This is a genomic window from Pseudomonas fluorescens, assembly GCF_001648775.1.
Taxonomy (GTDB): Bacteria; Pseudomonadota; Gammaproteobacteria; order Pseudomonadales; family Pseudomonadaceae; genus Aquipseudomonas; species Aquipseudomonas fluorescens_M.
Window position 1 is genome coordinate 483,670 of sequence record NZ_LVEJ01000001.1, and the last position, 25,073, is coordinate 508,742.

Annotated in this window: 24 protein-coding genes; 14 read left to right on the plus strand and 10 right to left on the minus strand. The window is 60.1% G+C overall.

Annotated elements, in window-relative coordinates; translation table 11 throughout:
* Positions 1 to 115: 115 nt before the first annotated feature.
* The 4 genes from trkA to def are packed head-to-tail and all read right to left on the minus strand — an operon-like array spanning position 116 to position 4,345.
* Positions 116 to 1,492 carry a Trk system potassium transporter TrkA gene (gene trkA / locus A8O26_RS02215; protein WP_064116561.1) on the minus strand — a complete coding sequence of 459 codons (1,377 nt, stop codon included), beginning with the start codon at positions 1,490 to 1,492 and terminating at the stop codon, positions 116 to 118.
* A gap of 22 nt (positions 1,493 to 1,514) precedes the next feature.
* Positions 1,515 to 2,825: a 16S rRNA (cytosine(967)-C(5))-methyltransferase RsmB gene (gene rsmB, locus A8O26_RS02220; protein ID WP_064116562.1), complete on the minus strand. Its 1,311-nt coding sequence runs from the start codon at positions 2,823 to 2,825 to the stop codon at positions 1,515 to 1,517.
* Positions 2,822 to 3,781 carry a methionyl-tRNA formyltransferase gene (gene fmt / locus A8O26_RS02225; RefSeq protein WP_064116563.1) on the minus strand — a complete coding sequence of 320 codons (960 nt, stop codon included), beginning with the start codon at positions 3,779 to 3,781 and terminating at the stop codon, positions 2,822 to 2,824. Before fmt ends, rsmB begins: the two co-directional genes overlap by 4 nt.
* A gap of 57 nt (positions 3,782 to 3,838) precedes the next feature.
* The gene (def, locus tag A8O26_RS02230) at positions 3,839 to 4,345 is read right to left on the minus strand and encodes a peptide deformylase (RefSeq protein ID WP_064116564.1); all 507 of its coding nucleotides are present in this window, start codon (positions 4,343 to 4,345) and stop codon (positions 3,839 to 3,841) included.
* Positions 4,346 to 4,504: 159 nt separating this feature from the next.
* On the opposite strand from def, the gene A8O26_RS02235 reads away from it, so the two are divergent.
* From A8O26_RS02235 to A8O26_RS02270, 8 genes are all read left to right on the plus strand, one after another.
* Entirely contained in the window at positions 4,505 to 5,530 is a 1,026-nt protein-coding gene (locus tag A8O26_RS02235; protein WP_064116565.1) for a LysM peptidoglycan-binding domain-containing protein, read from the plus strand.
* Between the two features lie 80 nt (positions 5,531 to 5,610).
* Entirely contained in the window at positions 5,611 to 6,711 is a 1,101-nt protein-coding gene (gene dprA, locus A8O26_RS02240) for a DNA-processing protein DprA (protein WP_064116566.1), read from the plus strand.
* 71 nt (positions 6,712 to 6,782) lie between these two features.
* A complete protein-coding gene (locus tag A8O26_RS02245) occupies positions 6,783 to 7,340 on the plus strand; it encodes an L-threonylcarbamoyladenylate synthase (protein ID WP_064116567.1) in 558 nt (185 codons plus the stop codon).
* Between the two features lie 272 nt (positions 7,341 to 7,612).
* Positions 7,613 to 8,281, plus strand: coding sequence for a hypothetical protein (locus A8O26_RS02250; protein ID WP_064116568.1), 669 nt, complete (start codon positions 7,613 to 7,615; stop codon positions 8,279 to 8,281).
* Complete coding sequence (locus A8O26_RS02255) at positions 8,259 to 8,993, plus strand: iron-containing redox enzyme family protein (protein WP_064116569.1); 735 nt, start codon at positions 8,259 to 8,261, stop codon at positions 8,991 to 8,993. The genes A8O26_RS02250 and A8O26_RS02255 overlap by 23 nt, the downstream gene beginning before the upstream one ends.
* A 42-nt stretch (positions 8,994 to 9,035) precedes the next feature.
* Positions 9,036 to 10,130 (plus strand): DUF3419 family protein, encoded by a 1,095-nt coding sequence (locus tag A8O26_RS02260; protein WP_064116570.1) that lies wholly within the window; start codon positions 9,036 to 9,038, stop codon positions 10,128 to 10,130.
* The gene (locus A8O26_RS02265; protein ID WP_064116571.1) at positions 10,127 to 11,395 is read left to right on the plus strand and encodes an aminotransferase class I/II-fold pyridoxal phosphate-dependent enzyme; all 1,269 of its coding nucleotides are present in this window, start codon (positions 10,127 to 10,129) and stop codon (positions 11,393 to 11,395) included. The genes A8O26_RS02260 and A8O26_RS02265 overlap by 4 nt, the downstream gene beginning before the upstream one ends.
* Positions 11,385 to 12,707, plus strand: a complete 1,323-nt coding sequence (locus A8O26_RS02270; RefSeq protein WP_253756620.1) for a phenylacetate--CoA ligase family protein — start codon at positions 11,385 to 11,387, stop codon at positions 12,705 to 12,707. The genes A8O26_RS02265 and A8O26_RS02270 overlap by 11 nt, the downstream gene beginning before the upstream one ends.
* 35 nt (positions 12,708 to 12,742) lie before the next feature.
* Here the strand turns inward: A8O26_RS02270 and A8O26_RS02275 are convergent, their stop codons facing one another.
* The gene (locus tag A8O26_RS02275) at positions 12,743 to 13,720 is read right to left on the minus strand and encodes an NADPH:quinone reductase (protein WP_064116572.1); all 978 of its coding nucleotides are present in this window, start codon (positions 13,718 to 13,720) and stop codon (positions 12,743 to 12,745) included.
* Between the two features lie 149 nt (positions 13,721 to 13,869).
* Here A8O26_RS02275 and hemF point away from each other — a divergent pair, with 149 nt between their 5' ends.
* Together hemF and aroE are read left to right on the plus strand one after the other, a co-directional pair.
* Positions 13,870 to 14,784 carry an oxygen-dependent coproporphyrinogen oxidase gene (gene hemF, locus A8O26_RS02280; protein WP_064116573.1) on the plus strand — a complete coding sequence of 305 codons (915 nt, stop codon included), beginning with the start codon at positions 13,870 to 13,872 and terminating at the stop codon, positions 14,782 to 14,784.
* 9 nt (positions 14,785 to 14,793) lie between these two features.
* Positions 14,794 to 15,615, plus strand: coding sequence for a shikimate dehydrogenase (gene aroE, locus A8O26_RS02285; protein ID WP_064116574.1), 822 nt, complete (start codon positions 14,794 to 14,796; stop codon positions 15,613 to 15,615).
* Between the two features lie 90 nt (positions 15,616 to 15,705).
* On the opposite strand, the gene A8O26_RS02290 is transcribed toward aroE, so the two are convergent.
* The 3 genes from A8O26_RS02290 to betC form a co-directional block, all read right to left on the minus strand.
* Entirely contained in the window at positions 15,706 to 17,274 is a 1,569-nt protein-coding gene (locus tag A8O26_RS02290) for a SulP family inorganic anion transporter (protein ID WP_064116575.1), read from the minus strand.
* A gap of 255 nt (positions 17,275 to 17,529) precedes the next feature.
* A complete protein-coding gene (gene choX, locus A8O26_RS02295; RefSeq protein ID WP_064116576.1) occupies positions 17,530 to 18,450 on the minus strand; it encodes a choline ABC transporter substrate-binding protein in 921 nt (306 codons plus the stop codon).
* Between the two features lie 16 nt (positions 18,451 to 18,466).
* Positions 18,467 to 19,981, minus strand: coding sequence for a choline-sulfatase (gene betC, locus A8O26_RS02300; RefSeq protein ID WP_064116577.1), 1,515 nt, complete (start codon positions 19,979 to 19,981; stop codon positions 18,467 to 18,469).
* A gap of 114 nt (positions 19,982 to 20,095) precedes the next feature.
* Between betC and A8O26_RS02305 the strand changes: the two genes are divergently transcribed.
* Positions 20,096 to 21,046: a choline sulfate utilization transcriptional regulator gene (locus tag A8O26_RS02305; RefSeq protein WP_064116578.1), complete on the plus strand. Its 951-nt coding sequence runs from the start codon at positions 20,096 to 20,098 to the stop codon at positions 21,044 to 21,046.
* A 3-nt stretch (positions 21,047 to 21,049) separates the two neighbouring features.
* Here A8O26_RS02305 and A8O26_RS02310 read toward each other — a convergent pair whose 3' ends face one another.
* On the minus strand, positions 21,050 to 21,712 hold the full coding sequence (locus A8O26_RS02310; protein ID WP_064116579.1) for an NAD(P)-dependent oxidoreductase: 663 nt from the start codon (positions 21,710 to 21,712) through the stop codon (positions 21,050 to 21,052).
* Between the two features lie 83 nt (positions 21,713 to 21,795).
* Between A8O26_RS02310 and A8O26_RS02315 the strand changes: the two genes are divergently transcribed.
* The gene (locus A8O26_RS02315) at positions 21,796 to 22,122 is read left to right on the plus strand and encodes a DOPA 4,5-dioxygenase family protein (RefSeq protein WP_064116580.1); all 327 of its coding nucleotides are present in this window, start codon (positions 21,796 to 21,798) and stop codon (positions 22,120 to 22,122) included.
* Here the strand turns inward: A8O26_RS02315 and A8O26_RS02320 are convergent, their stop codons facing one another.
* Positions 22,123 to 22,524 (minus strand): GFA family protein, encoded by a 402-nt coding sequence (locus tag A8O26_RS02320; protein ID WP_064116581.1) that lies wholly within the window; start codon positions 22,522 to 22,524, stop codon positions 22,123 to 22,125.
* Between the two features lie 323 nt (positions 22,525 to 22,847).
* Here A8O26_RS02320 and A8O26_RS02325 point away from each other — a divergent pair, with 323 nt between their 5' ends.
* Positions 22,848 to 24,155, plus strand: coding sequence for a CitMHS family transporter (locus tag A8O26_RS02325; protein WP_034152221.1), 1,308 nt, complete (start codon positions 22,848 to 22,850; stop codon positions 24,153 to 24,155).
* An 85-nt stretch (positions 24,156 to 24,240) separates the two neighbouring features.
* Positions 24,241 to 25,008, plus strand: a complete 768-nt coding sequence (locus A8O26_RS02330; protein ID WP_064116582.1) for a TerC family protein — start codon at positions 24,241 to 24,243, stop codon at positions 25,006 to 25,008.
* Positions 25,009 to 25,073 lie beyond the last annotated feature (65 nt).

Consider the following 25,073-nt stretch of genomic DNA (forward strand, 5'->3'; position numbering starts at 1 on the left):
TTGATGAGGTGTATTGAGACCGCCTTCGCGAGCAGGCTCGCTGCCACAGGGGAAACGCATTCCAAATGTGGGAGCGAGCCTGCTCGCGAAGGGGCCAGTGCCGTCAGCGCAAACCTCAGAAGAAGCTCAACCCCACATGGAAGAGCTTCTCCACATCGCGAATATGCTTTTTATCCACAAGGAACAGAATCACATGGTCGCCCGCTTCGATCACCGTGTCGTCGTGGGCGATGATCACTTGTTCATTGCGGATCACCGCGCCAATCGTGGTGCCCGGCGGCAGGCCGATCTTCTCGATTGGCCTGCCAATCACCTTGCTCGACTTCGCATCGCCGTGGGCAATCGCCTCGATGGCTTCCGCCGCACCGCGCCGCAATGAGTGCACGCTGACGATATCGCCACGGCGCACGTGGGCCAGCAGCGTGCCGATGGTCGCCAGTTGCGGGCTGATGGCGATGTCGATGTCGCCGCCCTGAATCAGGTCGACGTAGGCCGGGTTGTTGATGATCGTCATGACCTTCTTCGCGCCCAGCCGTTTGGCCAGCAGCGACGACATGATGTTGGCTTCGTCATCGTTGGTCAGCGCGAGAAAAATGTCGGCGTCGGCGATGTTCTCCTCCAGCAGCAAGTCGCGATCTGACGCGCTGCCCTGCAACACCACGGTGCTGTCGAGGGTGTCGGAGAGATACCGGCAACGCGCTGGGTTCATCTCGATGATCTTCACCTGATAACGGCTTTCGATGGCCTCGGCCAGACGCTCGCCAATCTGCCCGCCACCCGCGATGACAATACGTTTATAGGTTTCGTCGAGACGGCGCATTTCGCTCATGACCGCGCGAATATTCTCACGGGCGGCGATGAAGAAGACTTCGTCATCGGCCTCGATCACCGTATCGCCTTGCGGCAGGATCGGCCGGTCACGGCGGAAAATCGCCGCAACGCGGGTCTCGACATTCGGCATGTGTTCGCGCAACTGCCGTAGTTGCTGGCCGACCAGCGGCCCGCCGTAATAGGCGCGCACCGCCACCAGTTGCGCCGCGCCTTCGGCGAAATCGATCACCTGCAACGCGCCCGGATGCTGGATCAGGCGTTTGATGTAGTTGGTCACCACTTGCTCGGGGCTGATCAGCACGTCGACCGGGATCGCTTCGTTCTGGAACAACTGTTCCTCGCGATGGAGGTAGGACGCTTCGCGCACCCGGGCGATCTTGGTCGGGGTGTGGAACAGCGTGTGGGCGACCTGGCAGGCGACCATGTTGGTTTCGTCGCTGTTGGTTACCGCGACCAGCATGTCGGCGTCGTCGGCACCGGCCTGACGCAGCACCGACGGCAGCGAGCCACGGCCCTGCACGGTGCGGATGTCGAGGCGGTCGCCGAGGTCGCGCAGGCGCTCGCCGTCGGTGTCGACCACGGTGATGTCGTTGGCCTCACTGGCCAAATGCTCGGCCAGCGAACCGCCGACCTGTCCTGCACCGAGGATGATGATTTTCATCCAGTCACTCCGTTGAATCCGTTTAGCCGCGCGCGGCAGCGATCTTGATCAGCTTGGCGTAGTAGAACCCGTCATGCCCGCCCTGCTGGGCCAGCAATTGGCGACCATGGGGCTGCTTGATCCCGGCACTTGTGGCCAGGTCCAGTTCGCGGGCGCCGGGCGTGCGCTCAAGAAACGCGGCGATGACTTCGGTGTTCTCGGTCGGCAATGTCGAGCAGGTCGCATAAAGCAGGATGCCGCCGACTTCGAGGGTTTTCCACATGGCGTCGAGCAGCTCGCCTTGCAGTTGCGCAAGGGCGACGATGTCGTCCGGCTGACGGGTCAGCTTGATGTCCGGGTGGCGACGAATGACGCCAGTGGCCGAACACGGGGCGTCGAGCAGGATGCGCTGGAACGGTTTGCCGTCCCACCATTTCGCGGTGTCGCGACCGTCGGCGGCGATCAGTTCGGCATCCAGACCCAGGCGTTCAAGGTTTTCCTTAACGCGCACCAGCCGCTTGGCTTCCAGATCCACCGCGACGACACCGGCCAGTGCCGGCTCGGCTTCAAGAATGTGGCAGGTCTTGCCGCCGGGGGCGCAGCAAGCGTCGAGCACGCGTTGGCCCGGCGCCAGATCGAGCAGGTCGGCGGCCAGTTGCGCGGCTTCGTCCTGCACGCTGATCCAGCCTTCGGCGAAACCCGGCAAGCTGCGCACGTCGGCGGCGGCTTCGAGAACGATGCCGTCGCGGCTGTAAACACACGGCGTCGCGGCAATCCCGGCTTCGGTCAGCAAGCCGAGGTAAGCGTCGCGGCTGTGATGGCGGCGATTGACCCGCAGGATCATCGGCGGATGCGCGTTGTTCGCCTCGCAAATCGCTTCCCACTGCTCAGGCCAGAAGGCCTTCAGGGATTTTTGCAGCCAGCGCGGGTGAGCGGTGCGCACCACCGGATCACGCTCCAGCTCGGCAAAAATCGTCTCGCTTTCGCGCTGAGCGTTACGCAGCACGGCGTTGAGCAGGCCCTTGGCCCACGGCTTTTTCAGCTTGTCGGCGCAACCTACGGTTTCACCGATGGCGGCGTGGGCCGGTACGCGGGTGTAGAGCAATTGGTAGAGACCGACCAGCAGCAACGCTTCGACATCGGCGTCGGCAGTCTTGAACGGTTTCTGCAGCAGCTTCTCCGCCAGCGCCGACAGGCGTGGCTGCCAGCGTGCGGTGCCGAACGCCAGATCCTGAGTGAAACCGCGATCGCGATCGTCGACCTTGTCCAGTTGCGTCGGCAGGGAGCTGTTCAGCGAGGCTTTGCCGCTGAGCACGGCGGCGAGTGCCTTGGCGGCGGCCAGACGAGGGTTCATTGCGCGTCCACCGCTGCGCCGAGCACCGTGCCGACAGCGAACTTCTCACGACGGCTATTGAACAGGTCGCTGAAATTCAGCGCTTTGCCGCCGGGCAATTGCAGGCGGGTCAGGCACAGCGCTTGTTTGCCGCAGGCGACGACCAGGCCGTCCTTGCTGGCGCTGAGGATTTCACCTGGCGCGCCTTTACCGTCGGCAAGCGTCGCCGCCAGCACTTTCAGTGCTTCACCGTTGAGGCTGCTGTGAGTGATTGGCCATGGGTTGAAGGCGCGGACCAGTCGCTCCAGCTCAACCGCCGGACGGCTCCAGTCGATGCGTGCTTCATCCTTGTTGAGTTTGTGCGCGTAGGTGGCGAGCTCATCGTTCTGCACTTCGCCTTCCAGCGTGCCAGCAGCGAGGCCGGCAATCGCTTGCACCACGGCCGGTGGGCCCATCTCGGCGAGACGGTCATGCAGGCTGCCGCCCGTGTCTTCGGCGCTGATTGGCGTGACGACTTTGAGCAGCATCGGCCCGGTGTCGAGGCCGGCTTCCATGCGCATCACGGTCACGCCGCTCTCCGCGTCACCGTGTTCCACGGCGCGTTGAATCGGCGCGGCTCCGCGCCAGCGTGGCAGCAAGGAGGCGTGGCTGTTGATGCAGCCCAGGCGCGGAATATCCAGCACCACTTGCGGCAGGATCAAGCCGTAGGCGACCACCACCAGCAAGTCCGGCTTCAACGCGGCCAGCTCGGCTTGAGCGTCAGCATTGCGCAAGGTCGGCGGCTGCAACACCTGGATATTGTTTTCCAGCGCGAGCTGTTTGACCGGGCTCGGCATCAGTTTTTGCCCGCGACCGGCCGGACGATCCGGTTGGGTGTAGACCGCAACGATCTCGTAAGGGCTGGTCAGCAGGGCCTTGAGGTGTTCGGCGGCGAATTCCGGGGTACCGGCAAAAACGATGCGCAGTGGCTCAGTCATGAAGGGAGTCTCATAAAAAGAAAAAGGCTTGCCGCAGCAAGCCTTTGAAGAGGGGCATCAAGCGTTCTGGCGGTGCTGCTTTTCCAGTTTCTTCTTGATCCGGTCGCGTTTGAGCGTGGACAGGTAATCGACGAACAATTTGCCGTTGAGGTGGTCGCATTCGTGCTGGATGCACACCGCGAGCAGGCCTTCGGCGATCAGCTCATAGGGCTTGCCGTCGCGGTCCAGCGCCTTGATTTTGACCTTTTGCGGGCGGTCGACGTTTTCGTAGAAACCCGGTACCGACAGGCAGCCTTCCTGGTACTGCTCCATTTCTTCGGTCAGCGATTCGAACTCGGGGTTGATGAACACCCGCGGTTCGGTGCGGTCTTCGGAAAGGTCCATCACGACGATACGTTTGTGCACGTTGACCTGGGTCGCGGCAAGGCCGATGCCCGGCGCTTCATACATTGTTTCAAACATGTCATCGACCAACTGACGCACTTCGTCGTCCACTACAGCCACAGGCTTGGCGATAGTGCGCAGACGCGGGTCCGGGAATTCGAGGATGTTTAAAATGGCCATAGGCTTTGATTGCTGCACATGTTGAGTAAAGTCGGGCGATGGCCTGGCAGGTCCGAAGATGCAGGCTACCGTTGTGAAGCGTAGCTTCTACAAAATCAGAAGCGAGCCACGGGGGCTCTGACGGTTCACGCGAATGCACATGATAAAGGGATTCACTGCATGAGGAAAACACTACTCGCCCTGCTGCTGTTGGCTTCGGCCGGCGTGGCACAAGGGCAAGTGCAACTCAGGGATGGTTTTCCACAGCAATACACGGTGGTTTCGGGGGACACACTCTGGGACATTTCCGGCAAATACCTGCGCGAACCCTGGCAGTGGCCACAACTGTGGCGGGCCAATCCGCAAATCGAAAACCCCAACCTGATCTATCCCGGCGACACGCTGACGCTCAGTTATGTCGATGGCCAGCCGCGTCTGACCGTCAATCGCGGTGAGTCGCGCGGCACCATCAAGCTCTCGCCACGCATTCGCACCAGCCCGGTGGCTGAGGCAATCCCGAGCATTCCGCTGAAATCGATCAACAGTTTTCTGCTGAGCAACCGTATCGTCGACAAGGTCGAGGACTTCGACAAGGCGCCGTACATCGTCGCCGGCGATGCTGAACGCGTGCTCAGCGGTACCGGTGACCGGATCTTCGCGCGTGGCCATTTCGACCCCGATCAACCGGTCTACGGCATCTTCCGTCAGGGCAAGGTCTACACCGATCCACAGACCAAGGAGTTCCTCGGGATCAACGCCGACGATATCGGCGGCGGTGAGATTGTGGCAACCGAAGGCGACGTCGCCACCCTCGCCTTGCAACGTACGACTCAGGAGGTACGCCTCGGCGACCGTTTGTTCAGCGGCGAAGAGCGCTCGATCAACTCGACCTTCATGCCCAGCGCACCGACCACCAGTATCAACGGCGTGATCATCGATGTCCCACGCGGCGTCACCCAGATTGGCGTGATGGATGTGGTCACATTAAACAAAGGCAAGCGCGATGGTCTCGCCGAAGGCAACGTTTTGGTGGTGATGAAAACCGGCGAAACCGTGCGTGACCGCATTACTGGCCAGCCACTGAAAATTCCCGACGAACGCGCCGGATTGCTGATGGTGTTCCGCACCTACGACAAACTCAGCTACGGCCTCGTTCTCAACGCTTCACGCTCGCTGGCGGTGCTTGACAAGGTGCGAAATCCGTAAGCTTGCTTCACAAGTTACCAACAGACTTATCCACAGCTTGTTCCGAATGGTTCGGGGCTTATAACGATCAAGGATGATCCATGATATTGCCTGTCTGTACGCCGGTTTCCCCAGCGGAACTGGAAGCGCGTTTGCGCCTGCACCGCTTGCCGGAAATCGGTCCCAAGCGTTTTACAAAGCTGCTCGAAGCCTTCGGCTCGGCATCCAAAGCCATCAGCGCGCCGGCCAGCGCCTGGCGTTCGCTGGGTTTACCGGCGGCCTGCGCCGAAGCGCGACGGTGTCCCGAAGTTCGCGACGGCGCCAGTCATGCAATGCGCTGGCTAGAGCGGCCGGAGCATCATTTGCTGATGTGGGACCAGGCCGATTATCCGGCGTTGCTCGGACAAATTGCGGATCCGCCACCCCTGTTGTTCGTGGCGGGCGATCCACTGATTCTGGAGAAACCGCAGCTGGCGATGGTGGGTAGCCGTCGCGCCTCACGTCCGGGAATGGACACTGCTGCGGCGTTTTCCCGCTGCCTTGCCGGGGCCGGTTTTGTCATCACCAGCGGTTTGGCACTGGGTATCGATGCGGCTGCGCATCAGGCCGCGCTGGATGTTGGCGGGTTGACGGTCGGTGTCCTCGGCACCGGCCTGGAAAATTTTTATCCACAGCGCAATCAACGCCTGGCGGACGCCATGATCGCCTCGGGCAGCGCGGTGCTTTCGGAGTTTCCGCTGGATGCCGGGCCGACGGCGAGCAACTTCCCGCGCCGCAACCGGATCATCAGCGGTTTATCCCTTGGCGTATTGGTGGTTGAGGCCAGTGTGGCCAGTGGTTCACTGATCACCGCGCGGCTGGCGGCAGAACAGGGGCGCGAGGTGTATGCGATTCCCGGTTCGATCCATCACCCCGGCGCGCGCGGCTGTCACCAATTGATCCGCGATGGCGCAGTGCTGGTGGAAACCATCGAACACATTCTCGAAGCCTTGCGAGGCTGGCAGCGCTTGCCGTTATCCACAGACACAGCGAAAGCGGATCATCCGTTGCTCGCCCTGCTCCACGCCGCGCCGCACACCAGTGAGGGCCTGGCTGACAGCAGCGGCTGGACGTTACCGAAAGTGTTGGCAGCCCTCACCGAGCTTGAGATGGAGGGCCGGGCGGTGAATGAAAATGGCCGCTGGTTTGCGCGAGTGAACTAACGTTTTTACAGGCTGGGTTTTACTAGGAAGATCGGTAAACTGCGCGAAACCTGTTTGCGGAGAGTTTTTTCATGGTCAACAGTTGGCGTGTGCAACAAGCCGCACGAGAGATTCGCGCCGGGGCGGTCATTGCCTATCCAACCGAAGCCGTCTGGGGGCTGGGTTGCGACCCGTGGAACGAAGAGGCGGTGGATCGACTGCTGGCGATCAAGAATCGCTCGGCGGACAAGGGCCTGATACTGGTCGCCGACAACATTCGCCAGTTCGATTTCCTGTTCGAAGACTTCCCGCAAGAATGGATCGACCGCATGGCCAGCACCTGGCCGGGGCCGAACACGTGGCTGGTACCGCATCAGAACCTGTTGCCCGTGTGGGTGACCGGCATCCACGACACCGTGGCGCTGCGGGTCAGCGACCATCCTCAGGTGCGCGATCTGTGTTCGATGGTCGGGCCGTTGATTTCAACATCAGCCAATCCGCAAGGCCGGCCGGCGGCGCGTACACGCTTGCGGGTCGAGCAATATTTCCGTGGTCAGATTGACCTGGTGCTGGGCGGCAGCCTCGGTGGTCGGAAAAACCCTAGCGTCATCCGCGACCTGGCGTCCGGTAACGTCATTCGTCCGGACTGACGCGTTTATTGCATTCTGATTGATGGCGTACTCCTCGGTGGTATTCACCGAGGAGTTTTGCGCATGCCGACTATTTCTTTTTAAACAGATCGTGCAACTTAAACAGTTCGTTGTTCATGTTGCGCTGTGCGTCAGATAAATCATTAAGTTCGAAATATCAGTAATTTTTCCCACGTCATTATCAGAAGTCGCGCAGTGGCGATATTTCTAAAAGCATCCATCCTTTCAATGCGCGCAGAAAACTTCGATAAGTTCACGTTTGCGGAGATTGAATGGATACTACGGATTTGCAACTCAGGGATTATCTCCAGGGTCTTCAACAGACATTAACTCGTCAGCAAGGTGATTATCGCGTCGTGATACTTGAGGCGGGTTGCGACCCGCTCGAGTTCGAGCGATTTATCGGTCGGCAATTTCGTCTTCGATTACAGCATTACATGTTGACCTCAAGAGCCCGGGCGCTTGAGACCAGCCTGGCGATCGCCTCGCGCAGTACTCATTTCCTGCTGTATCAGCGCGATCAGATCGTGGCGGTTTTAAGAGCGACTCCGGCGCCTTTCGAATGGGCCTCGCTGGCTCACCAGCACGTTTCGCCGACTGTGGCGCTGGCACGTCATGTCGAGTTCAGTCGCCTGATCACTCATTCTCAACAACACCGGCCGGTATCAATCAACGGCCTGCTGGCGACCGCCACCGAATGGGCCATCGATCGCGGTTATCAAGGCATTACCGCCATGTGCAGATCGCCCCAGCGGCGACTGTTCCAGCGTTTTGGTCTGACCCCGATCACCTCCAACTCACTTCATATCGAACATCGCGCTCGCGGCGACTACTGGCTGCTGTCTGCGCAATGGCGGCAAATCCTCACAGCGCTGCAACAACCCTTTCCCATGAACGCCAACTCCCCGGAGAGTCGCGATGAATGCATCCGTCAGTTTTGAACAGCAATTGATTGTGCTCGATCAACGAATTGAAAAAGCGTGGAGCGATATCCTGGATAACTCCCGGCTGGTCAAAGCCATCCGCGAGGGCAGTGTTTCCAGAGCGTTATATGCTATCTATATGATCGAGACCTTTCATTACACTGCGCACAACGCGCGAAACCAGGGGTTGGTCGGTGTGCGACATGCCGATAATCCTGTTTATGCGAAGTTCTGCTTTGAGCATGCGGCGCAAGAAGTCGGTCATGAAAAAATGGCTCTACATGATGTCATGAGTCTGGGATTGAAAAATGAGGTTTTTGATATCCCGCCAGCACTTCCTGAAACTGAAGTACTGATTGCTTACTTGTACTGGATTTCTTTTACCGGTAATCCGTTACAACGGCTGGGATACAGTTACTGGGCGGAAAACGCCTATCACTTCATTACTCCGCTGATCGACAAACTGAGCGAAACGCTGGCGCTGAAGCCCGCGCAACTGACGTTTTTCATCGCCCACTCGGATATCGATGTCGAGCACTTCAACGAGATCAAACTCATCCTGCAGCGGACCTGCAAGCACCAGGCTGACTGGGATGCCATCGCCACCGTGATGGAAACCAGCCTGCGCCTGACCGGCAATATGCTCGACGCGGTTTATAAGCAGTACGAAGCCTGGCAAAACGGCGATGCGCCCCGCTACGAATTCCTCCATGCCCTGGATAAATCATGAGCCCCTCACATTTATCTGCACGCCGGGCAGGTGGAGGTCGACATGGCTGATTACTTCGAGCGGTTGAACTACGCGTTGGGGGATGAGGACACGGCGCTCGAGTATGCGATTTTACCCAAGCAGGCCACGCATGTGGTGGCCGTTGCCGGTTGTGGCGGGCGGGTTCTGCCGTTGCTGGCGCGCAGACCGGCCCGTCTGACTTGCGCTGATATCAGCGCGCCGCAACTGGCCTTTACCCGTCTGCGTTTTGCCCTGCTGGAACAGACCGATCACCCGTCATTCATGGACTTCATGGGCTATTGCTCAAGCACTACGGCGCAACAGCGCCAGTCCATTTTTCGCCATCTGGACCTGCCGCCACCGGATCGCCGCTGGCTGAACGACCTGTTTCATTCCCGGCACTGGCAAGCACCGATCTACCTGGGTGCCTTCGAGCAGACTCTACAACGATTGGCAAAGGTCAACGGACTGTTCACCGGCAAGGCCGGCCGAGCGATCTTTCAGTGCCGCGAGCTGGGGGAACAATCGGCCTATTACCAAAGCCACTTCCCTCGCAGGCGCTGGAAAGCCGTGGTCGCATTGTTGGGAAATGCCGCGGTACTCAATTCGCTGCTGTACCGCGGCGCATTTCCCCGCAATAACCTGGGGATCAGCTCCCGCGAGGCCTATCTGGGTATTTTCCATACCTTGTTCACCACGCAGGTCGTGCGCGAAAGCTTTTTCCTACAAATGCTGTTTTTCGGTGAGCTGCGATATGAGCAAGGCTTTCCGCTGGAGTGTGATCCGCAACTTTTCCAGCAGGCTCGCAAGGCGCTCGGGGAGTGCAAGTTGAGCGTGGTGCAGGGCGATATTTTCGACTGCGTTGCGCACTGCCGGGATGTCGATTTTGTATCGCTTTCCGATGTGCCGTCATTCTTGCCCCCGGCGGTCGGCACCCGCGTCCTGCAGCAAATTCAGCCTGCCTTGGGCGAGCACGCACTGACGGTCATTCGCGGCCATTTGCATGTGGTAAAGCCCGATTGCCAAGGCTTCTGCGACGTCACCGCGCAGTTTCAGGACGCAATCGCACGAGAAAAAACCCAACTCTGGCGGGTACAGGTCTACCGCCAGACATCACCTGTGCAGGTATCTCGATGAATACGCCTCACCCGACCGTCAATTGGGTCAAGAACCGCGTGCGTCAGGCGCGTGACGATCAGCAGCAATTGTTCGATGCCGGACTCAATGGCCTGAAACTGGAAAAGCGCGAAGGCAAGGTCATTGAGTTGGGTAGCGGCGAGCAGTTGACCGAATTTCTTTCATGTTCCTATCTGGGACTTGAGAGCGATCCCCGCTTGATTCAAGGCGCAGTGCAAGCCGTCGAGTCCTTTGGTGTGCAGTTCGCTGCCGCCCGGACCCGAGCGCTGCTACCACCGATGCGTGAACTCGATGAGCAGTTGAACCGCATATTCCAGGGGCATACGGTCACGTTCAACTCGGTGGGCAGTGCCCATCTTGGTTGTTTGCCGCTATTGGGTTCCGGTGAGTTGCCGTCGTATCCCCTGCGTCGTGGCCCGGGCTGGATTGTTGACCGTGCGGCCCATGCTTCGATGCAAGTCCTGCAAGGCATTCTGTGGCAGTTCGGCCCGGTGCGGCGCTGCGATTGCAGCGATCTCCAGCAAGTCGAAGACGCCTGCTCCAGTGCTGTCGCTGCCGGCAATACGCCGATTATCCTGACTGACAGCATTGGCTCGATGCGCGGGCTTTATCCCGTCAGTCGACTGCTGCAACTGGCAGAGCGCTTTGAAGGTTACCTGTATGCGGATGACGCTCACGGTACTTCGATCCATGGCCAGGACGGGGGCGGTTATGCACTTGATGTCGCAGTTGAGCCGTTGCGCAATCGCCTGATCCTGCTGTCGTCATTGTCCAAGGCCTTCGGTGCAACCGGCGGTGCGATTACTGTGCTGACGGCAGCGGATGCCGAGCTGATTCGGCGCCATGCCTCGACTTATACCTTCGGTGGACCACTGTCCATGGGCGGTGTCGGCGCGGCAGTCGCCTCGGCCAGAATTCATCTTTCTGCGCAGTTGGGCCGGTTGCAGGCCTCACTATGGCGAAATGTGGCGGTCGTTGATGATCTGCTCGGGCCGGTGCTGGGCAACCACCAGATTGCTTCACCCATACGTTTTGTCCGGGTCGGCGCCGAGCGTGACGCCATCCGCCTGGCGTTGCATCTGCGCAGGCACGCCATCGCGGTCACCACGGCCCTGTTTCCGGTGGTGGCCAAAGGCGAAGCGATCCTGCGCCTGGCCATCAGCGCCAATCACAACCAGGTCCAGTTGGAGCATCTGGCCAGCGCCATTAACGACGGGTTCGCCGAATTGAACATTCGTCAGGGAGAGCCGCGTCATGCCCAGTGACTCGATGATGCATGCCAGTTCGACAGCCATTGACGCGGCTGCAACAGACGCCTTCGCGCATAAATTGACCCATGCGCGGTCATTGCCATGGTTCTGCACGTGGTGTCCGCAAATTCGCCAGGTACGGACCTTGAAGGATCTGCATCGGTTGCCGGTCCTGGCCGTAGAGGATGAACAGGGCGGATTGCTGTTTAGCCATCTCGGTGAAGCGTCACACCGTGGGTCGGGCGGCGGGTTGACGCTGACCTCGGGTGGCAGCACGGGTCTGCGCAAGCACATCACCCATTCCTGGACATTCAACGACAGCATCGTGCCCTTGGGCGCGCGGATGTTTGGTGCAACCGATGAACTCCCGCGTGTCGTCATCAATTGTCTGACGCCCGGTGAAATGCAGGGCGCCATTCAATACGCGGCGGCCATCGTCCAGCACATCGGTGCGCGTCTGCTGCCTGCCGGCGCCTTGATGGGCATCGCGCGTATTGCCGGTTTGATTCATGCACAAGCGGCCGATGCGCTGATCTGCACCCCTTCGTTTGCCGCGGCGCTGTTCAATCATGCCGATGGCAGTGAGGGGCAATTGAGCAGTTTGAAGTGGCTCTACTACATTGGCGAACCCTGCCATCAGCCGCTACGCGAGCAACTGGCTCGGGACTGGCCGGCGCTGAACATACGCTCATTGGGTTATAGCTCGACTGAAACCGGCCCGATCGGGTTCCAGTGCGCGCACCTCGAACAGGGTTTCTACCATTTGCATGCAGACGCCATGCTGCTTGAGGTGGTCGACCCGCTGAGCCTGCGAGCGCTGGCCGACGGCGAAACCGGTGAGTTTCTGCTGACGCCTTTGCTGCCCGATCACGTGCCTTTACTGCGGTATCGCATTGGCGATCGTGGGCGCGTCCTTGGCAGGCAATCAACGTGCGCCTGTGGCAGCGCTCTGCCAATACTGGAACTGGAAGGGCGAGTCGAGACCTCGATCAAGCTGGGCGGTGCGATTGTCACTCAGCGACAGGTTCTCAGCGTGCTCGCCGAGAAACTGCCTGAGCTGCACGCCTCGGATGTGCAGGTGCGGCTTGATCGACAGGCTGACGGTGCGCATCTGCACCTGCTCATCGCTGAGGACCGATTGCCGACCGGTGCAGAACGCGTTATCGAACAAGCCTTGCACCACGAGGCGCAGGCCAGCGCATTGCTCAAGTTGCCCGGTGTGCTGGGCATCCAGGTGCAGCGTCTGCCGCGTGGTGCCTTTGCAACCACCGTGGCAGGCAAAACAGCATTCTTTGTGGAGCGGCGAAGCGACCCGGACGCGTCATGACGATGCGTCCGGGTGCTCCGTTTGATGGCCGCGTGTCAGGGCAGCAGAACGGTCGAACCGGTGGTGCGCCGCGCCGACAGTTCGGTTTGCGCCTTCGCCGCATCAGCCAGTGGATAACGCTGGCTGACGTCCACCTTCAACTTGCCGCTGATGATCATCTCGAACAGTTCATCAGCCATCCGCTGCAGGTTTTCGGCATTGTTGGCGTAGGTCGCCAGCGTTGGCCGGGTCACGTACAGCGAACCCTTGGCGGAGAGAATCCCCAGATTCACGCCGTCCACCGCACCGGAAGCATTACCGAAGCTCACCACCAGTCCGCGCGGCGACACGCTGTCGAGCGAAGTCAGCCAGGTGTCCTTGCCGACGCCGTCATAGACCACCGGGACTTTCTTGCCATCGGTCAATTCCAGCACGCGCTGGGCGACGTTTTCATGGCTGTAATCGATCGTCGCCCACGCCCCATTGGCCTTGGCCAGATCAGCTTTCTCTTTGGAACTGACGGTGCCGATCAGCTTCACGCCCAAGGCCTTGGCCCATTGGCAGGCCAGCGAACCGACCCCCCCGGCCGCAGCGTGGAACAGAATGGTTTCGCCACCCTTGAGCTCATAAGTCTGACGCAGCAGATACTGCACGGTCAGGCCCTTGAGCATGACCCCGGCCGCCGTTTCGAAACTGATTTCGTCGGGCAGGTGCACCAGATTGTCCTGAGGCAAAACGTGCAACTCGCTGTACGCCCCCAACGGGCCGCTGCCGTACGCTACGCGGTCACCGACCTTGAACCGGGTCACGTCGCTGCCCACGGCATCGACGATGCCCGCACCTTCAGCCCCCAGGCCCGACGGCAAGGCTGGCGGCGCATACAGGCCGCTGCGGAAATAGGTGTCGATGAAGTTCAGGCCGATCGCCTTGTTGGCCACACGCACTTGATTCGGGCCAGGTGCGGCGGGTTGGTAGTCAACATATTCGAGCACTTCGGGGCCGCCGTGGGCGCGGAACTGGATACGCTTTGCCATTTGCCTGCTCTCCTTGGGTCTTTTGTCAGCCCCCTATCCAACTCCGATGCTTGATCTTCGTCAACTGCGGCGCGCCAGTCTGCGGTGGTATGCTACGCGCCCATTTGCGTCGCCCGCCTGCGGGGCGCCGCCCGATCCAAGGTGAAGCCATGACGACCCGCACCGACGCCGTAAAGGCCTATCTGCTCGACCTGCAAGACCGCATCTGCGCGGCTCTCGAAAACGAAGACGGCGGCACGCGCTTCGTCGAAGACGCCTGGACCCGGCCGGCCGGCGGTGGCGGTCGTACCCGCGTGATCGAGAACGGTACGCTGATCGAAAAGGGCGGCGTTAACTTTTCCCACGTCTTTGGCAGTGGCTTGCCGCCCTCGGCCAGCGCCCATCGCCCGGAACTGGCCGGTCGTGGCTTTGAAGCCCTCGGCGTGTCGCTGGTGATCCACCCGCACAACCCGCATGTGCCGACGTCCCACGCCAACGTGCGCTTTTTCATCGCCGAGAAGGAAGGTGAGGAGCCGGTCTGGTGGTTCGGCGGTGGCTTTGACCTGACGCCGTATTACGGCAACGAAGAAGACTGCATTCATTGGCACCGCGTCGCCGAACAGGCCTGCGCGCCATTCGGCTCGGATGTTTATCCGCGCTACAAGGCCTGGTGCGACACCTACTTCCACATCAAGCATCGCCACGAGCCGCGCGGCATCGGCGGCCTGTTTTTCGATGACTTGAACGAGTGGGATTTCGACACCAGCTTCGCTTTCATGCGCGCCATCGGCGACGCCTACATCGACGCGTATCTGCCGATTGTGCAACGGCGCAAAAACGATGCGTTCACCGCTCAACAGCGTGAATTCCAGGAATTCCGCCGTGGCCGCTACGTCGAGTTCAACCTGGTTTACGACCGTGGCACGCTGTTCGGCCTGCAATCGGGTGGACGTACCGAATCGATCCTGATGTCGCTGCCGCCGCAAGTGCGCTGGGGCTACGACTGGAAGGCCGAGCCCGGCAGTGAAGAAGCGCGCCTGACCGAATATTTCCTGCAAGACCGCGACTGGCTGGCCCAGGCCTGAGGATCTCTGATGGATCGTTACGTCGTTTTCGGAAACCCGATCGGCCACAGCAAATCGCCGATGATTCACAAACTGTTCGCTGAACAGACCGGTCAGAGCCTCGACTACAGCACCCTGCTGGCACCGCTTGATGATTTCACCGGCTGCGCCACGGCGTTTTTTCAGGAAGGTCGCGGCGCCAACGTCACTGTGCCGTTCAAGGAAGACGCCTACCGCCTGGCCAATAGCCTGACTGCCCGCGCAGAACGCGCCGGCGCGGTGAACACCTTGAGCAAACTGGCCGACGGCTCGCTGCTCGGCGACAACACCGACGGCGCCGGACTGGTGCGTGATCTGACGGTAAACGCCGGATTCAGCCTGGCCGGCAAACGCATCCTGTTACTCGGTGCCGGCGGTGCAGTGCGTGGTGCGCTGGAGTCGTTGCTGGCGGAGCAACCGGCGTCGGTGATCATTGCCAATCGCACGGTGGACAAGGCTGAATTGCTGGCGGAGTTGTTCTGCGATCTGGGGCCGGTATCGGCCAGTGGTTTCGATTGGTTGCGCGAGCCGGTGGACGTGATCATCAACGCCACATCGGCGAGCCTGACTGGCGATGTGCCGCCGATTGCGCCGAGCCTGATCGAGCCGGGCAAGACCCTGTGCTACGACATGATGTATGGCAAGGAACCGACGGCGTTCTGCCGTTGGGCCAGTGAACAGGGTGCAGCGGTGGCGATGGATGGTTTGGGGATGCTCGCTGAACAGGCGGCCGAGGCGTTCTTTTTGTGGCGCGGTGTGCGTCCCGACACGGCGCCGGTGCTCACAGAGTTGCGCCGACAACTATCCCTTTAAAAGCTACGCGAGCAAGCTCGCTCCCACAGTGGAATGCGATCAAATGTGGGAGCGAGCTTGCTCGCGAATGGCCGCACCGCCGGTCTTTGATCAATCCTCAAACCGGATCGGACATTTCTCCGGCCCTTCCAGCTTCCGTAACTCCTCCACCACCTGCGGCCGCGCCCGGCGCAACGTCAGGCTGCGATTCTGGCTCAGCAACCGCCGCGCCTCCTGATGCAGCATCTCCACCCCCGAATAGTCGATGAAGTTGATCTGCTGTGCCTCGATCACCACCCGCGCGCCGTGCATGCGTTGCAGGCGTACTTGCAGGTAATGGCTGGCGCCGAAGAAGATCGAACCGCCGACGCGCAGCACATCATCCTCACCGTCACGCCAATGCTGCACGCGCGGTTGCGAGGTGCGCTTGAGGTAGAAAAACAGCGAGGCCAGCACGCCTGCGTAGATCGCGGTCTGCAACTCCAGCAGCAACGTCGCCAGACAGGTCAGGGCCATGACCACGAATTCGGCGCGACTGACCCGCAGCAACGCGCGAATGCCGCGATGATCCACCAGCCCCCAGGCGATCAGCAGAATGCTCCCGGCCATGGCCGGGATCGGAATGTGCGCAATCAGTCCTGCGCCGAAAATCGCAAACAACGCCACCCAGATCGCCGAGAACACCCCGGCCAGCGGCGAGCACGCGCCCGCCTCGTAACTGAGCCCCGAGCGGGTAAAGGATCCGGCCGACAACGATCCGGAAAAGAACGCCCCGACGATATTCGACAAGCCCTGCGCGCGGACTTCCTGATTGGCATCGAGCAACTGCTGCGAGCGCGCCGAAATCGAGCGCGCAATCGACAGGCTGGTAACCAGTCCAAGCATGCCCACCGCCACGGCGCTGGGCAGCAACCGCAGAATCACATCCAGATCCAGCGGCAACCCACTAAACGGTGGCAACCGCCCAACGAATGCGCTGACCAGATGCACACGGCCGAACATCGCCGGCCACAGCCACACCAACAAGCTGGCCAGTACCAGGGTGATCAAGAGCGTCGGCCAGCGCGGCAGCAATTGTTTCAACACCACACCGACAACCACCGTCGCCACACCGAGTACCAACGAAGGCTTATCCACAGCCCTGAGGTGCTGCAGCAGATCCATCAAACTCGCCAGCGCCGTGGCTTTCGCCGGTAATTCCAGTCCCAACAGATTCGGCAACTGCCCGATGGCGATCACCACCGCCGCGCCGAGGGTGAAGCCGAGCACCACTGAATGCGAGACGAAATTCACCAGCGCGCCGAAGCGCAACAGGCCGAGCAGCCACTGGAAAATCCCGGCCAGAAACGTCAGCAGTAGAATCAGGGTGATGTAGTCCTGCGAGGCTGGCACGGCCAAGGGACTGACGCTGGCGTACAGCACAATCGAAATCGCCGCCGTCGGGCCGCAGATCAAATGCCACGATGAACCCCACAAGCAGGCGATCAACACCGGGATGATCGCAGCGTAGAGGCCATATTCAGGTGGGAGCCCGGCGATCAGTGCGTAGGCAATCGACTGGGGTAAGGCGAGAATCGCACCGCTGAGGCCGACGATCAGGTCCCGTCCGACGCTGGCGCGGGTTTGCCGCGGGAGCCAGGTGAGGAAGGGGAAGAGAGAGTGGCGGCTGGGGAAGGCCATGGATCCTCGCGGTTGGGGTTTTATTCAAGGTTATCAGGGTGTCAGGGAAAGAGCCCTCACCCTAGCCCTCTCCCGGAGGGAGAGGGGACTGATCGAGGTGTTTGAACTGAATGCGTCGACCTGGGGAATCAGCGTTGAACTCAGGTCTTGAATCCAACAAATATCGGCTCCCTTTCCCCCTCGCCCCCCTGGGGGAGAGGGCTGGGGTGAGGGGGCAAAAATCTTAAGCCAAGCCCAATTCCAGCCACCCCACAATCAAAGCTTCGCCTTCACCGCCGCCAACGCATCCTTCCCGTCGGCCGTCTTCACCCCTTCCAGCCACTTATCCAACACTGCCGGATTCGCCTTGATCCACGCCTTCGCCGCCTCGGCATTGCTGACTTTCTTGTTCACCACCTCGGCCATGATGCTGTTCTCCATCTCCTGAGTGAACGAAAGATTGGTCAGCAATTTACCCACATTCGGACAGGCCTCGGCGTAACCCTTGCGCGTCAGCGTAAACACGCTGCCGGTGTCGCCAAAGTATTTCTCGCCACCCTTCAGGTAATGCATCTTCAGCTGCACGTTCATCGGGTGCGGGGTCCAGCCGAGGAAGGTGACGAATTTCTGTTTTTTCACCGCCCGCGACACTTCCGCCAGCATCGCCTGTTCGCTGGACTCGATCAGTTTCCACTGGCCCATGTCGAAGTCGTTCTTCTTAATGATTTCCTGAAGCGAGATGTTCGCCGGCGCGCCGGAGCCGATGCCATAGATCTTGCGCTCGAACTTGTCGGCGTATTTGTTCAGGTCGGCAAAGTCATGCACACCGGCGTCCCATACGTAATCCGGCACGGCGAGGGTGAACTCGGTGCCGTCGAGGTTTTTCGCCAGTTGCGTGACATCGCCGGTGGCGACGAACTTGTCGTAGAAGCCCTGCTGCGCCGGCATCCAGTTGCCGAGGAAGACATCCACCTGGCCATCCTTCAAACCGCCAAAGGTGATCGGCACTGCGAGAGTGTCGACCTTGGCCTTGTAGCCCATGCCGTCCAGCAGAAACCCGGTGATGGCGTTGGTCGCGGCAATGTCGCTCCAGCCCGGGTCGGCCATTTTCACCGTATCGCAGCTCTGCTCGGCGAACGCCGAAGCGCTGCTCAACGCGAGCAGGCCGACCGTCACTACTGTGGATAACTTACGCATGGACTTCCCCTTAACATTATTGGTTTTGGCAGGGTTGTGGATAACGTGCTTTGCGCTCCAGATCATCAAGGTCGATGTGATTGCGCATGTACTGCTGACTGGCGTCCACCAGCGGCTGGTGATCCCAGCTCTTCAGCTTGCCGATGGTCAGTGCGTCGGCAACAAAACGGCGGCGGCGCTGACTGGCCAAGACTTGCCGATGGATTGCCGGAATATCCCATTTGGCCCGCGCTTCAGCGAGAAAATCGTCGAACAGCTGGCGATGTTGCGGCGATTGACTGAGTTCTTCCAATTCGCGCGGATCGTTGCTCACATCGAAGAGTAGGCAAGGGTCGCTTTCACTGTAGATAAATTTGTAAGGGCCGCGACGGATCATCATCAACGGGCTGACGGTGCCTTCGGCCATGTATTCGCCGAACACTTCGTCATGACCGCCCTTGCCTTGAAGGTGTGAAACCAGCGAACGGCCATCCAGCGGCAAACCGGGTTGCAGCGTGCCGCCGGCCAATTCAACGAAGGTTGGCAGCAGGTCCGCGGTCGACACAGCAGCACTGACTCGGCCTGAAGCAAACTGTCCAGGCGCACTTATCAACAGCGGCACGCGGGCTGCCATTTCGTACCAGTGCATTTTGTACCAAAGGCCCTTCTCGCCGAGCATGTCGCCGTGGTCACCGGAGAAAACGATGATGGTGTCATCGATCAGCCCGGTTTCTTCGAGGGTTTGCAGGAGTTTGCCGACGTTGGCGTCGATATAGCTGCACGCCCCGAAGTACGCCCGCCGCGCGTCGCGAATCTTATCCACAGGCAGTGGCTTATCCCACAGGTCATAAACCTTGAGCAGGCGTTGCGAGTGCGGATCGAGTGCGTGTTGATCCGGGGTTGTAGGCAACGGGATATCGGCATCGTCGTACAAATCCCAGAATGCCTTGGGAATCGTGTACGGATCGTGTGGGTGAGTCATCGACACGGTCAGGCAGAACGGCTGGTCGCCGTCCTCGCGGATGTGATCGAACAGGTATTGCTGCGCCTTGAACACCACCTCTTCATCGAAATCCAGTTGATTGGTGCGCACACAGGGCCCGGCCTGCAGCACCGAAGACATGTTGTGATACCAGGTCGGCCGCACATCCGGCTCATCCCAATTCACCGCCCAACCGTAGTCAGCCGGGTAGATGTCGCTGGTCAGGCGCTCTTCGTAGCCGTGCAATTGATCCGGACCACAGAAATGCATTTTCCCGGACAGCGCGGTGCGATAACCGAGGCGGCGCAAATAGTGGGCGTAAGTCGGAACATCGGCAGGGAAATCGGCGGCGTTGTCATAGGCGCCGATCTTGCTCGGCAACTGGCCACTGACCAGGGTGAAACGCGACGGCGCGCACAACGGGCTGTTGCAGTAAGCGGCGTCGAACACCACGCCTTGTTCGGCGAGGCGGGAAAGATTCGGCAGTTTGATCGGCGAAGGGCCGTAGAACGGCAACATTGGCGCGGCCATCTGATCGGCCATGATGAAAAGAATATTCTTGCGCTTCATCTGATCGCGGCATTCCATAGTGAATATTTATGCGACATTGCTGCGATCGAGCATGGAGTCCATGCTCTGTCGGGTAAAGCCCGCGCCGGGCAATGACTAGGATAAGCACAGCTTATGTATGAAGCCTTGGGCGATCTGTCGCTCGACCTGTTGCGTGCCTTCGAAGCTGCCGCCCGTCATCGAAGTTTTACCGCTGCCGCGGTCGAGCTGGGCACCACGCAACCGGCAATCAGCCAGCAGATCAAACGGTTGGAGGAACAGCTCGGCACGCGGCTGTTTGATCGCATCTATCGTGGGATCGAGTTAACCGAAGTCGGTGCAATCCTTTTCGAGCAAGTTAGCCTCGGTTTGCAGAATATCGATGCAGGGTTAAGCGCAATCAGCGCACAGCAACAACATGAAGTGCTGCAAGTCGCCACAGATTTCGCCTTCGCCGCGTACTGGCTGATGCCACGCTTGCACCGTTTCCACGAAGCCAATCCGCACGTCGACGTCAGCCTGGTGACCAGCGAACGCAACCACAACATGCTGCGCACCGATATCGATGTGGCGATTCTGTTCGGCGAAGGACGTTTCAAACAGGGCGAAAGCCATTGGCTGTTCAGCGAAGAAGTGTTCCCGGTGTGCAGCCCGCAATTGCTCAAGGACCGCGCCCTGCCCTTGCCCGCTCAAGCATTGCTGGAGTTTCCGTTGTTGCACTTGCGTGGCGAAAACAGCAGTAACTGGTTTGACTGGAGCGGACTGTTTCGCGAGTTGGGCATCAGCACGCCGCCAGCGCCGGGGCAATTGCGTTTCGACAATTACACGCTGTTGATCCAAGCGGCAATCGGCGGGCAAGGCGTGGCGATTGGCTGGCGGCACCTTGTGGATAACTTGCTGACCCAAGGATTGCTGTGCCGACCGATCGCCGAAACCACCCTGTCGCGCCTCGGTTATTACGTCGTGCTGCCGCAACGCAAACGCCGGGGTGCGCTGATTCAGCTATTTGTCGATTGGTTGATGGCGGAACAGGCGAGCAGCGCACAATCTCTCAATGGACTCGCACTGCCCGCCATCGCGGTATAGAGCCTATTCGCTGGCCGCAACGAAATTCACATGCTGGCCTACGTGCAAATTAAGCCGCAGCTCATCGGCAATCCCCACCGCTACGCGATTCAAACGCTCCAGCGGTTCGGCCAGCCCCGGCTCGAGGTTGCCGCCGACCTGACTGAAATGCTCAATCGTCAGCCCGGCCACACCGTGTGGCGCATTGACCAGCGTCCAGTGCAGCGGACTGCTTTGCAGGGCTTCGCGAATTTCCTCGGCGGCGTGGCGCTGCAGGCGATCGTCGACATCCGGCTCATCGAGCACGCCAAAATCCCCCACCAGAAACAGCCGCGAAACGTTGGCCGCTTGCAGCCCATCGACCAATGCATCGACGGCCAGCACCTGCTCGACTGGCCCGAGCACCACCGAGCGCTCAACGTGGTCGCTATTGAATGGCAACCCCGGCGCATCCAATAAGCAGATGACCGCCGAACTGCCGGCGACACTTTGATTGACCCGCTCGGAATCGAACAGGTCGCCGCTTTTGGTACGCAAGCCCGGACGCGGTGCGAGTGCGGTCAAATCGTCGAGAATGGCGATGACTTCGTGCTGGCGGCGCAGCAACTCAGCCATCAACGCACCGCCCAGGCTGGCCATGGCACCATAGAGCACCACTTTCACCGTCGGGGTTTCGGCATTTTTCATGGCTGATCCCTTTTGTTATCCCTTGTATGGCGTGTGACATACGGGCAACGCCGAGGGTTCGAACCGATTTGCGAGGGTTTCAGATGCAAGCGATCAAGGGCTACCACGCCCACGTTTATTTCGATGCGGGTTCCATCGACCAGGCGCGAGCCTTGTGCGAAACGGCGGCGCAGTTGTTTCCATTGAAGATGGGCCGCGTCCACGAGCGCCCGGTCGGGCCGCACCCGGACTGGAGCTGCCAGTTGGCCTTCGGCCCTGAGTTGATCGGTGATGTATTGCCGTGGCTGGCGTTGAACCGCAAAGGTCTGGTGGTGTTTCTGCACCCGGACACCGGCGATGACTTGCTCGACCACACTGAGCATGCCATCTGGATGGGCGCGATGCGGCCGCTGGATCTGTCTATCTTCTGATCAAAGCGTTTCTTCGGCTTCGCCCGGCAGGTGTTCGTCTAGATGCAGCCAGGGCAATTGGCTGTCGGTCCAGATATGTCGCTCGGCGGGCGCCAGTTCCGGGTGATCGAGGGTGGCAATGGTCACGTCGATACTGTCGGGGCTGAGCAACGTCATCAGCGCCAATTGCGCGCCGCATTGTGGGCAAAAGAATCGCGCACAACTGTCCGATGAGGCATAACGCGACGGCGTCCCGGCCAGCCACTGGAAATTCGCTGCCGGCACGGTGATCCATGTGGTGACGATGCCGCCGCTGACTCGCCGGCAAATCGAACAATGACAGTGCGCGATGTCCTGCAACGCCCCGCTGAACTGATAACGAATGTGTCCGCAGTGGCAGCCGCCGCTGTGCAATTCGCTCATGTCGAACGCCCTCCTTCCCGTGTTTGTTGACTGTAGTTCGCATCCGACGGCCGGTTGACCGTTCATTCAAAGCTTTCACCAGCGAAAGGTAGCTGAAAGCTTCCCCGATTAGGATCGCCTCCACTTCCGGCAACAGACCGGTTGGCCAATGCGTGTGATACCTCGCACGAACGGCCCAATTAACAACAACAATGGTGATTCTGATGTCCTCTGTAGCCCGCCTCCTCGCTGTGACTCCGCCCGTACGTCTCGTGCTTCCCGTTCTGCGCTGATCCGACCCGATCCGCTCACTCAACTAGCCGCGCTACGCCTGGAGTATTCCCATGCTGACTTTCCTTGGCTTCGCCATGGTCATCACGTTCATGTTCCTGATCATGACCAAGCGCCTGTCCGCGCTGATCGCTCTGATCATCATCCCGATTGTCTTCGCCCTGTTCGGTGGTTTCGCACCGAAGATCGGCCCGATGATGCTCGAAGGCATCACCAAGCTCGCGCCGACCGGCGTGATGCTGATGTTCGCCATTCTCTATTTCGCCCTGATGATCGACTCCGGCCTGTTCGACCCGGCCGTGCGCAAGATCCTCAAACTGGTCAAGGGCGACCCGCTGAAGGTTTCGGTCGGCACCGCCGTACTGGCGCTCGTCGTTTCCCTCGATGGTGACGGCGCGACCACTTACATGATCTGCGTGGCCGCCATGCTGCCGCTGTACAGCCGCATTGGCATGAGCCCGCGGATCATGGCCGGTCTGATCATTCTCGCCGGCGGCGTGATGAACATGACCCCGTGGGGCGGCCCGACCGCGCGTGCGGCGAGTGCGCTGCATGTCGATCCGTCGGACATTTTCGTGCCGATGATCCCGGCCATGGCCGCCGGGGTGGTGGCGATTCTGCTCATCGCCTACTTCTACGGCAAACGTGAGCGAGCGCGCCTCGGTGAGCTGCATCTGGCCGGCGACGAAATCGATCACAGCGAAATCAGCGTCTCGCAATTCCCGGATGCCCGCCGTCCAAAACTGATCTGGTTCAACGGCGCTCTGACCTTCGGCCTGATGTGCACCCTGATCGCTGGCCTGCTGCCGCTGCCGGTGCTGTTCATGGTGGCGTTCAGTATCGCCATGATCGTCAACTACCCTTGCCTGCAAATGCAGAAGGATCGCGTCGCCGCTCACGCCGGCAGCGTGCTGGCAGTGGTCGGACTGATCTTTGCCGCCGGTATCTTCACCGGTATCCTGAGCGGCACCGGCATGGTCGATGCGATGTCGAAGAGCCTGTTGGCGGTGATTCCGGATTTCCTCGGCCCGTACCTGGCGGTGATTACGGCGTTGGTGAGCATGCCGTTCACCTTCTTCATGTCCAACGATGCGTTCTACTATGGCGTGTTGCCGGTGTTGGCCGAAGCCGCCAGCCACTACGGGATTACCGCAGTGGAAATGGCCCGTGCCTCGATCGTCGGTCAACCCGTCCACTTGCTGAGCCCGTTGGTGCCATCGACCTATCTGTTGGTGGCCCTGGCCGGTATTGATTTCGGTGACCACCAGCGTTTCACCCTGAAATGGGCGATTCTGGTGTGCATCTGCATCCTGATTGCTGCACTGCTGTTGGGGACTTTCCCGGTGTTCAGCACTCTATAAGCCCAAGACTCACCGTTTCGGGTCCTGGCTTCGCGGTTTGAAGCCCGGACCTTTTTCGGTTTAACACTCGCTCAAAGGAATACACATGGATTGGCTGACCAACCCCGAAATCTGGGTTGCCTTCTTTACCCTGACCGCCCTGGAAATCGTTCTGGGCATCGATAACATCATCATGATTTCGATCCTGGTCAGCCGCATGCCCAAACACATGCAGCAGCGCACCCGGATCTTCGGTCTTGGCCTGGCCATGATCACCCGCATCCTGTTGCTGCTGTCGATCACCTGGGTCATGCGCCTTACCGCCGACCTGTTCGAAGTGTTCGGCCAGGGCATCTCCGGTCGCGACCTGATCCTGTTCTTCGGTGGTCTGTTCCTGCTGTGGAAGAGCTCGCAAGAGATGTACCACGCACTGGAAGGCGAAGACGAAAGCGACGACACCCCCGGCGGCAAGGGCGGCAACTTCCTCTACACCATCATCCAGATCGCGATCATCGACATCGTCTTCTCGCTGGATTCGGTGATCACCGCTGTCGGTATGGTTTCCCACGTGCCGGTGATGGTCGCGGCGATTGTCGTGGCGGTGCTGGTGATGATGCTGGCGTCGGGCAAGATCAGCGAGTTCATCGACAAGCACCCGTCGCTGAAAATGCTCGCGCTGTCGTTCCTGCTGGTGGTCGGTACTGTGCTGATTGCCGAGTCGTTCGACGTGCATGTGCCGAAAGGCTACGTCTACTTCGCCATGGCGTTCTCGCTGGCGGTTGAGGCGATCAACATCAAACTGCGCGGCGCGATGGCCAAGAAAAAACAGCAACAAGACCCGGTGAAACTGCGCAAGGACATCCCGGGCCAGTAACCCGGTAATCCAGACGCACGCAATACCCCTGTGGGAGCGAGCTTGCTCGCGAAGGCGTCATGTCA

Coding starts and splice junctions, on each gene's coding strand:
- trkA (WP_064116561.1), bottom strand. CDS start 1,492: ATGAAAATCATCATCCTCGGTGCAGGACAGGTCGGCGGTTCGCTGGCC.
- rsmB (WP_064116562.1), bottom strand. CDS start 2,825: ATGAACCCTCGTCTGGCCGCCGCCAAGGCACTCGCCGCCGTGCTCAGC.
- fmt (WP_064116563.1), bottom strand. CDS start 3,781: ATGACTGAGCCACTGCGCATCGTTTTTGCCGGTACCCCGGAATTCGCC.
- def (WP_064116564.1), bottom strand. CDS start 4,345: ATGGCCATTTTAAACATCCTCGAATTCCCGGACCCGCGTCTGCGCACT.
- A8O26_RS02235 (WP_064116565.1), top strand. CDS start 4,505: ATGAGGAAAACACTACTCGCCCTGCTGCTGTTGGCTTCGGCCGGCGTG.
- dprA (WP_064116566.1), top strand. CDS start 5,611: ATGATATTGCCTGTCTGTACGCCGGTTTCCCCAGCGGAACTGGAAGCG.
- A8O26_RS02245 (WP_064116567.1), top strand. CDS start 6,783: ATGGTCAACAGTTGGCGTGTGCAACAAGCCGCACGAGAGATTCGCGCC.
- A8O26_RS02250 (WP_064116568.1), top strand. CDS start 7,613: ATGGATACTACGGATTTGCAACTCAGGGATTATCTCCAGGGTCTTCAA.
- A8O26_RS02255 (WP_064116569.1), top strand. CDS start 8,259: ATGAATGCATCCGTCAGTTTTGAACAGCAATTGATTGTGCTCGATCAA.
- A8O26_RS02260 (WP_064116570.1), top strand. CDS start 9,036: ATGGCTGATTACTTCGAGCGGTTGAACTACGCGTTGGGGGATGAGGAC.
- A8O26_RS02265 (WP_064116571.1), top strand. CDS start 10,127: ATGAATACGCCTCACCCGACCGTCAATTGGGTCAAGAACCGCGTGCGT.
- A8O26_RS02270 (WP_253756620.1), top strand. CDS start 11,385: ATGCCCAGTGACTCGATGATGCATGCCAGTTCGACAGCCATTGACGCG.
- A8O26_RS02275 (WP_064116572.1), bottom strand. CDS start 13,720: ATGGCAAAGCGTATCCAGTTCCGCGCCCACGGCGGCCCCGAAGTGCTC.
- hemF (WP_064116573.1), top strand. CDS start 13,870: ATGACGACCCGCACCGACGCCGTAAAGGCCTATCTGCTCGACCTGCAA.
- aroE (WP_064116574.1), top strand. CDS start 14,794: ATGGATCGTTACGTCGTTTTCGGAAACCCGATCGGCCACAGCAAATCG.
- A8O26_RS02290 (WP_064116575.1), bottom strand. CDS start 17,274: ATGGCCTTCCCCAGCCGCCACTCTCTCTTCCCCTTCCTCACCTGGCTC.
- choX (WP_064116576.1), bottom strand. CDS start 18,450: ATGCGTAAGTTATCCACAGTAGTGACGGTCGGCCTGCTCGCGTTGAGC.
- betC (WP_064116577.1), bottom strand. CDS start 19,981: ATGAAGCGCAAGAATATTCTTTTCATCATGGCCGATCAGATGGCCGCG.
- A8O26_RS02305 (WP_064116578.1), top strand. CDS start 20,096: ATGTATGAAGCCTTGGGCGATCTGTCGCTCGACCTGTTGCGTGCCTTC.
- A8O26_RS02310 (WP_064116579.1), bottom strand. CDS start 21,712: ATGAAAAATGCCGAAACCCCGACGGTGAAAGTGGTGCTCTATGGTGCC.
- A8O26_RS02315 (WP_064116580.1), top strand. CDS start 21,796: ATGCAAGCGATCAAGGGCTACCACGCCCACGTTTATTTCGATGCGGGT.
- A8O26_RS02320 (WP_064116581.1), bottom strand. CDS start 22,524: ATGAGCGAATTGCACAGCGGCGGCTGCCACTGCGGACACATTCGTTAT.
- A8O26_RS02325 (WP_034152221.1), top strand. CDS start 22,848: ATGCTGACTTTCCTTGGCTTCGCCATGGTCATCACGTTCATGTTCCTG.
- A8O26_RS02330 (WP_064116582.1), top strand. CDS start 24,241: ATGGATTGGCTGACCAACCCCGAAATCTGGGTTGCCTTCTTTACCCTG.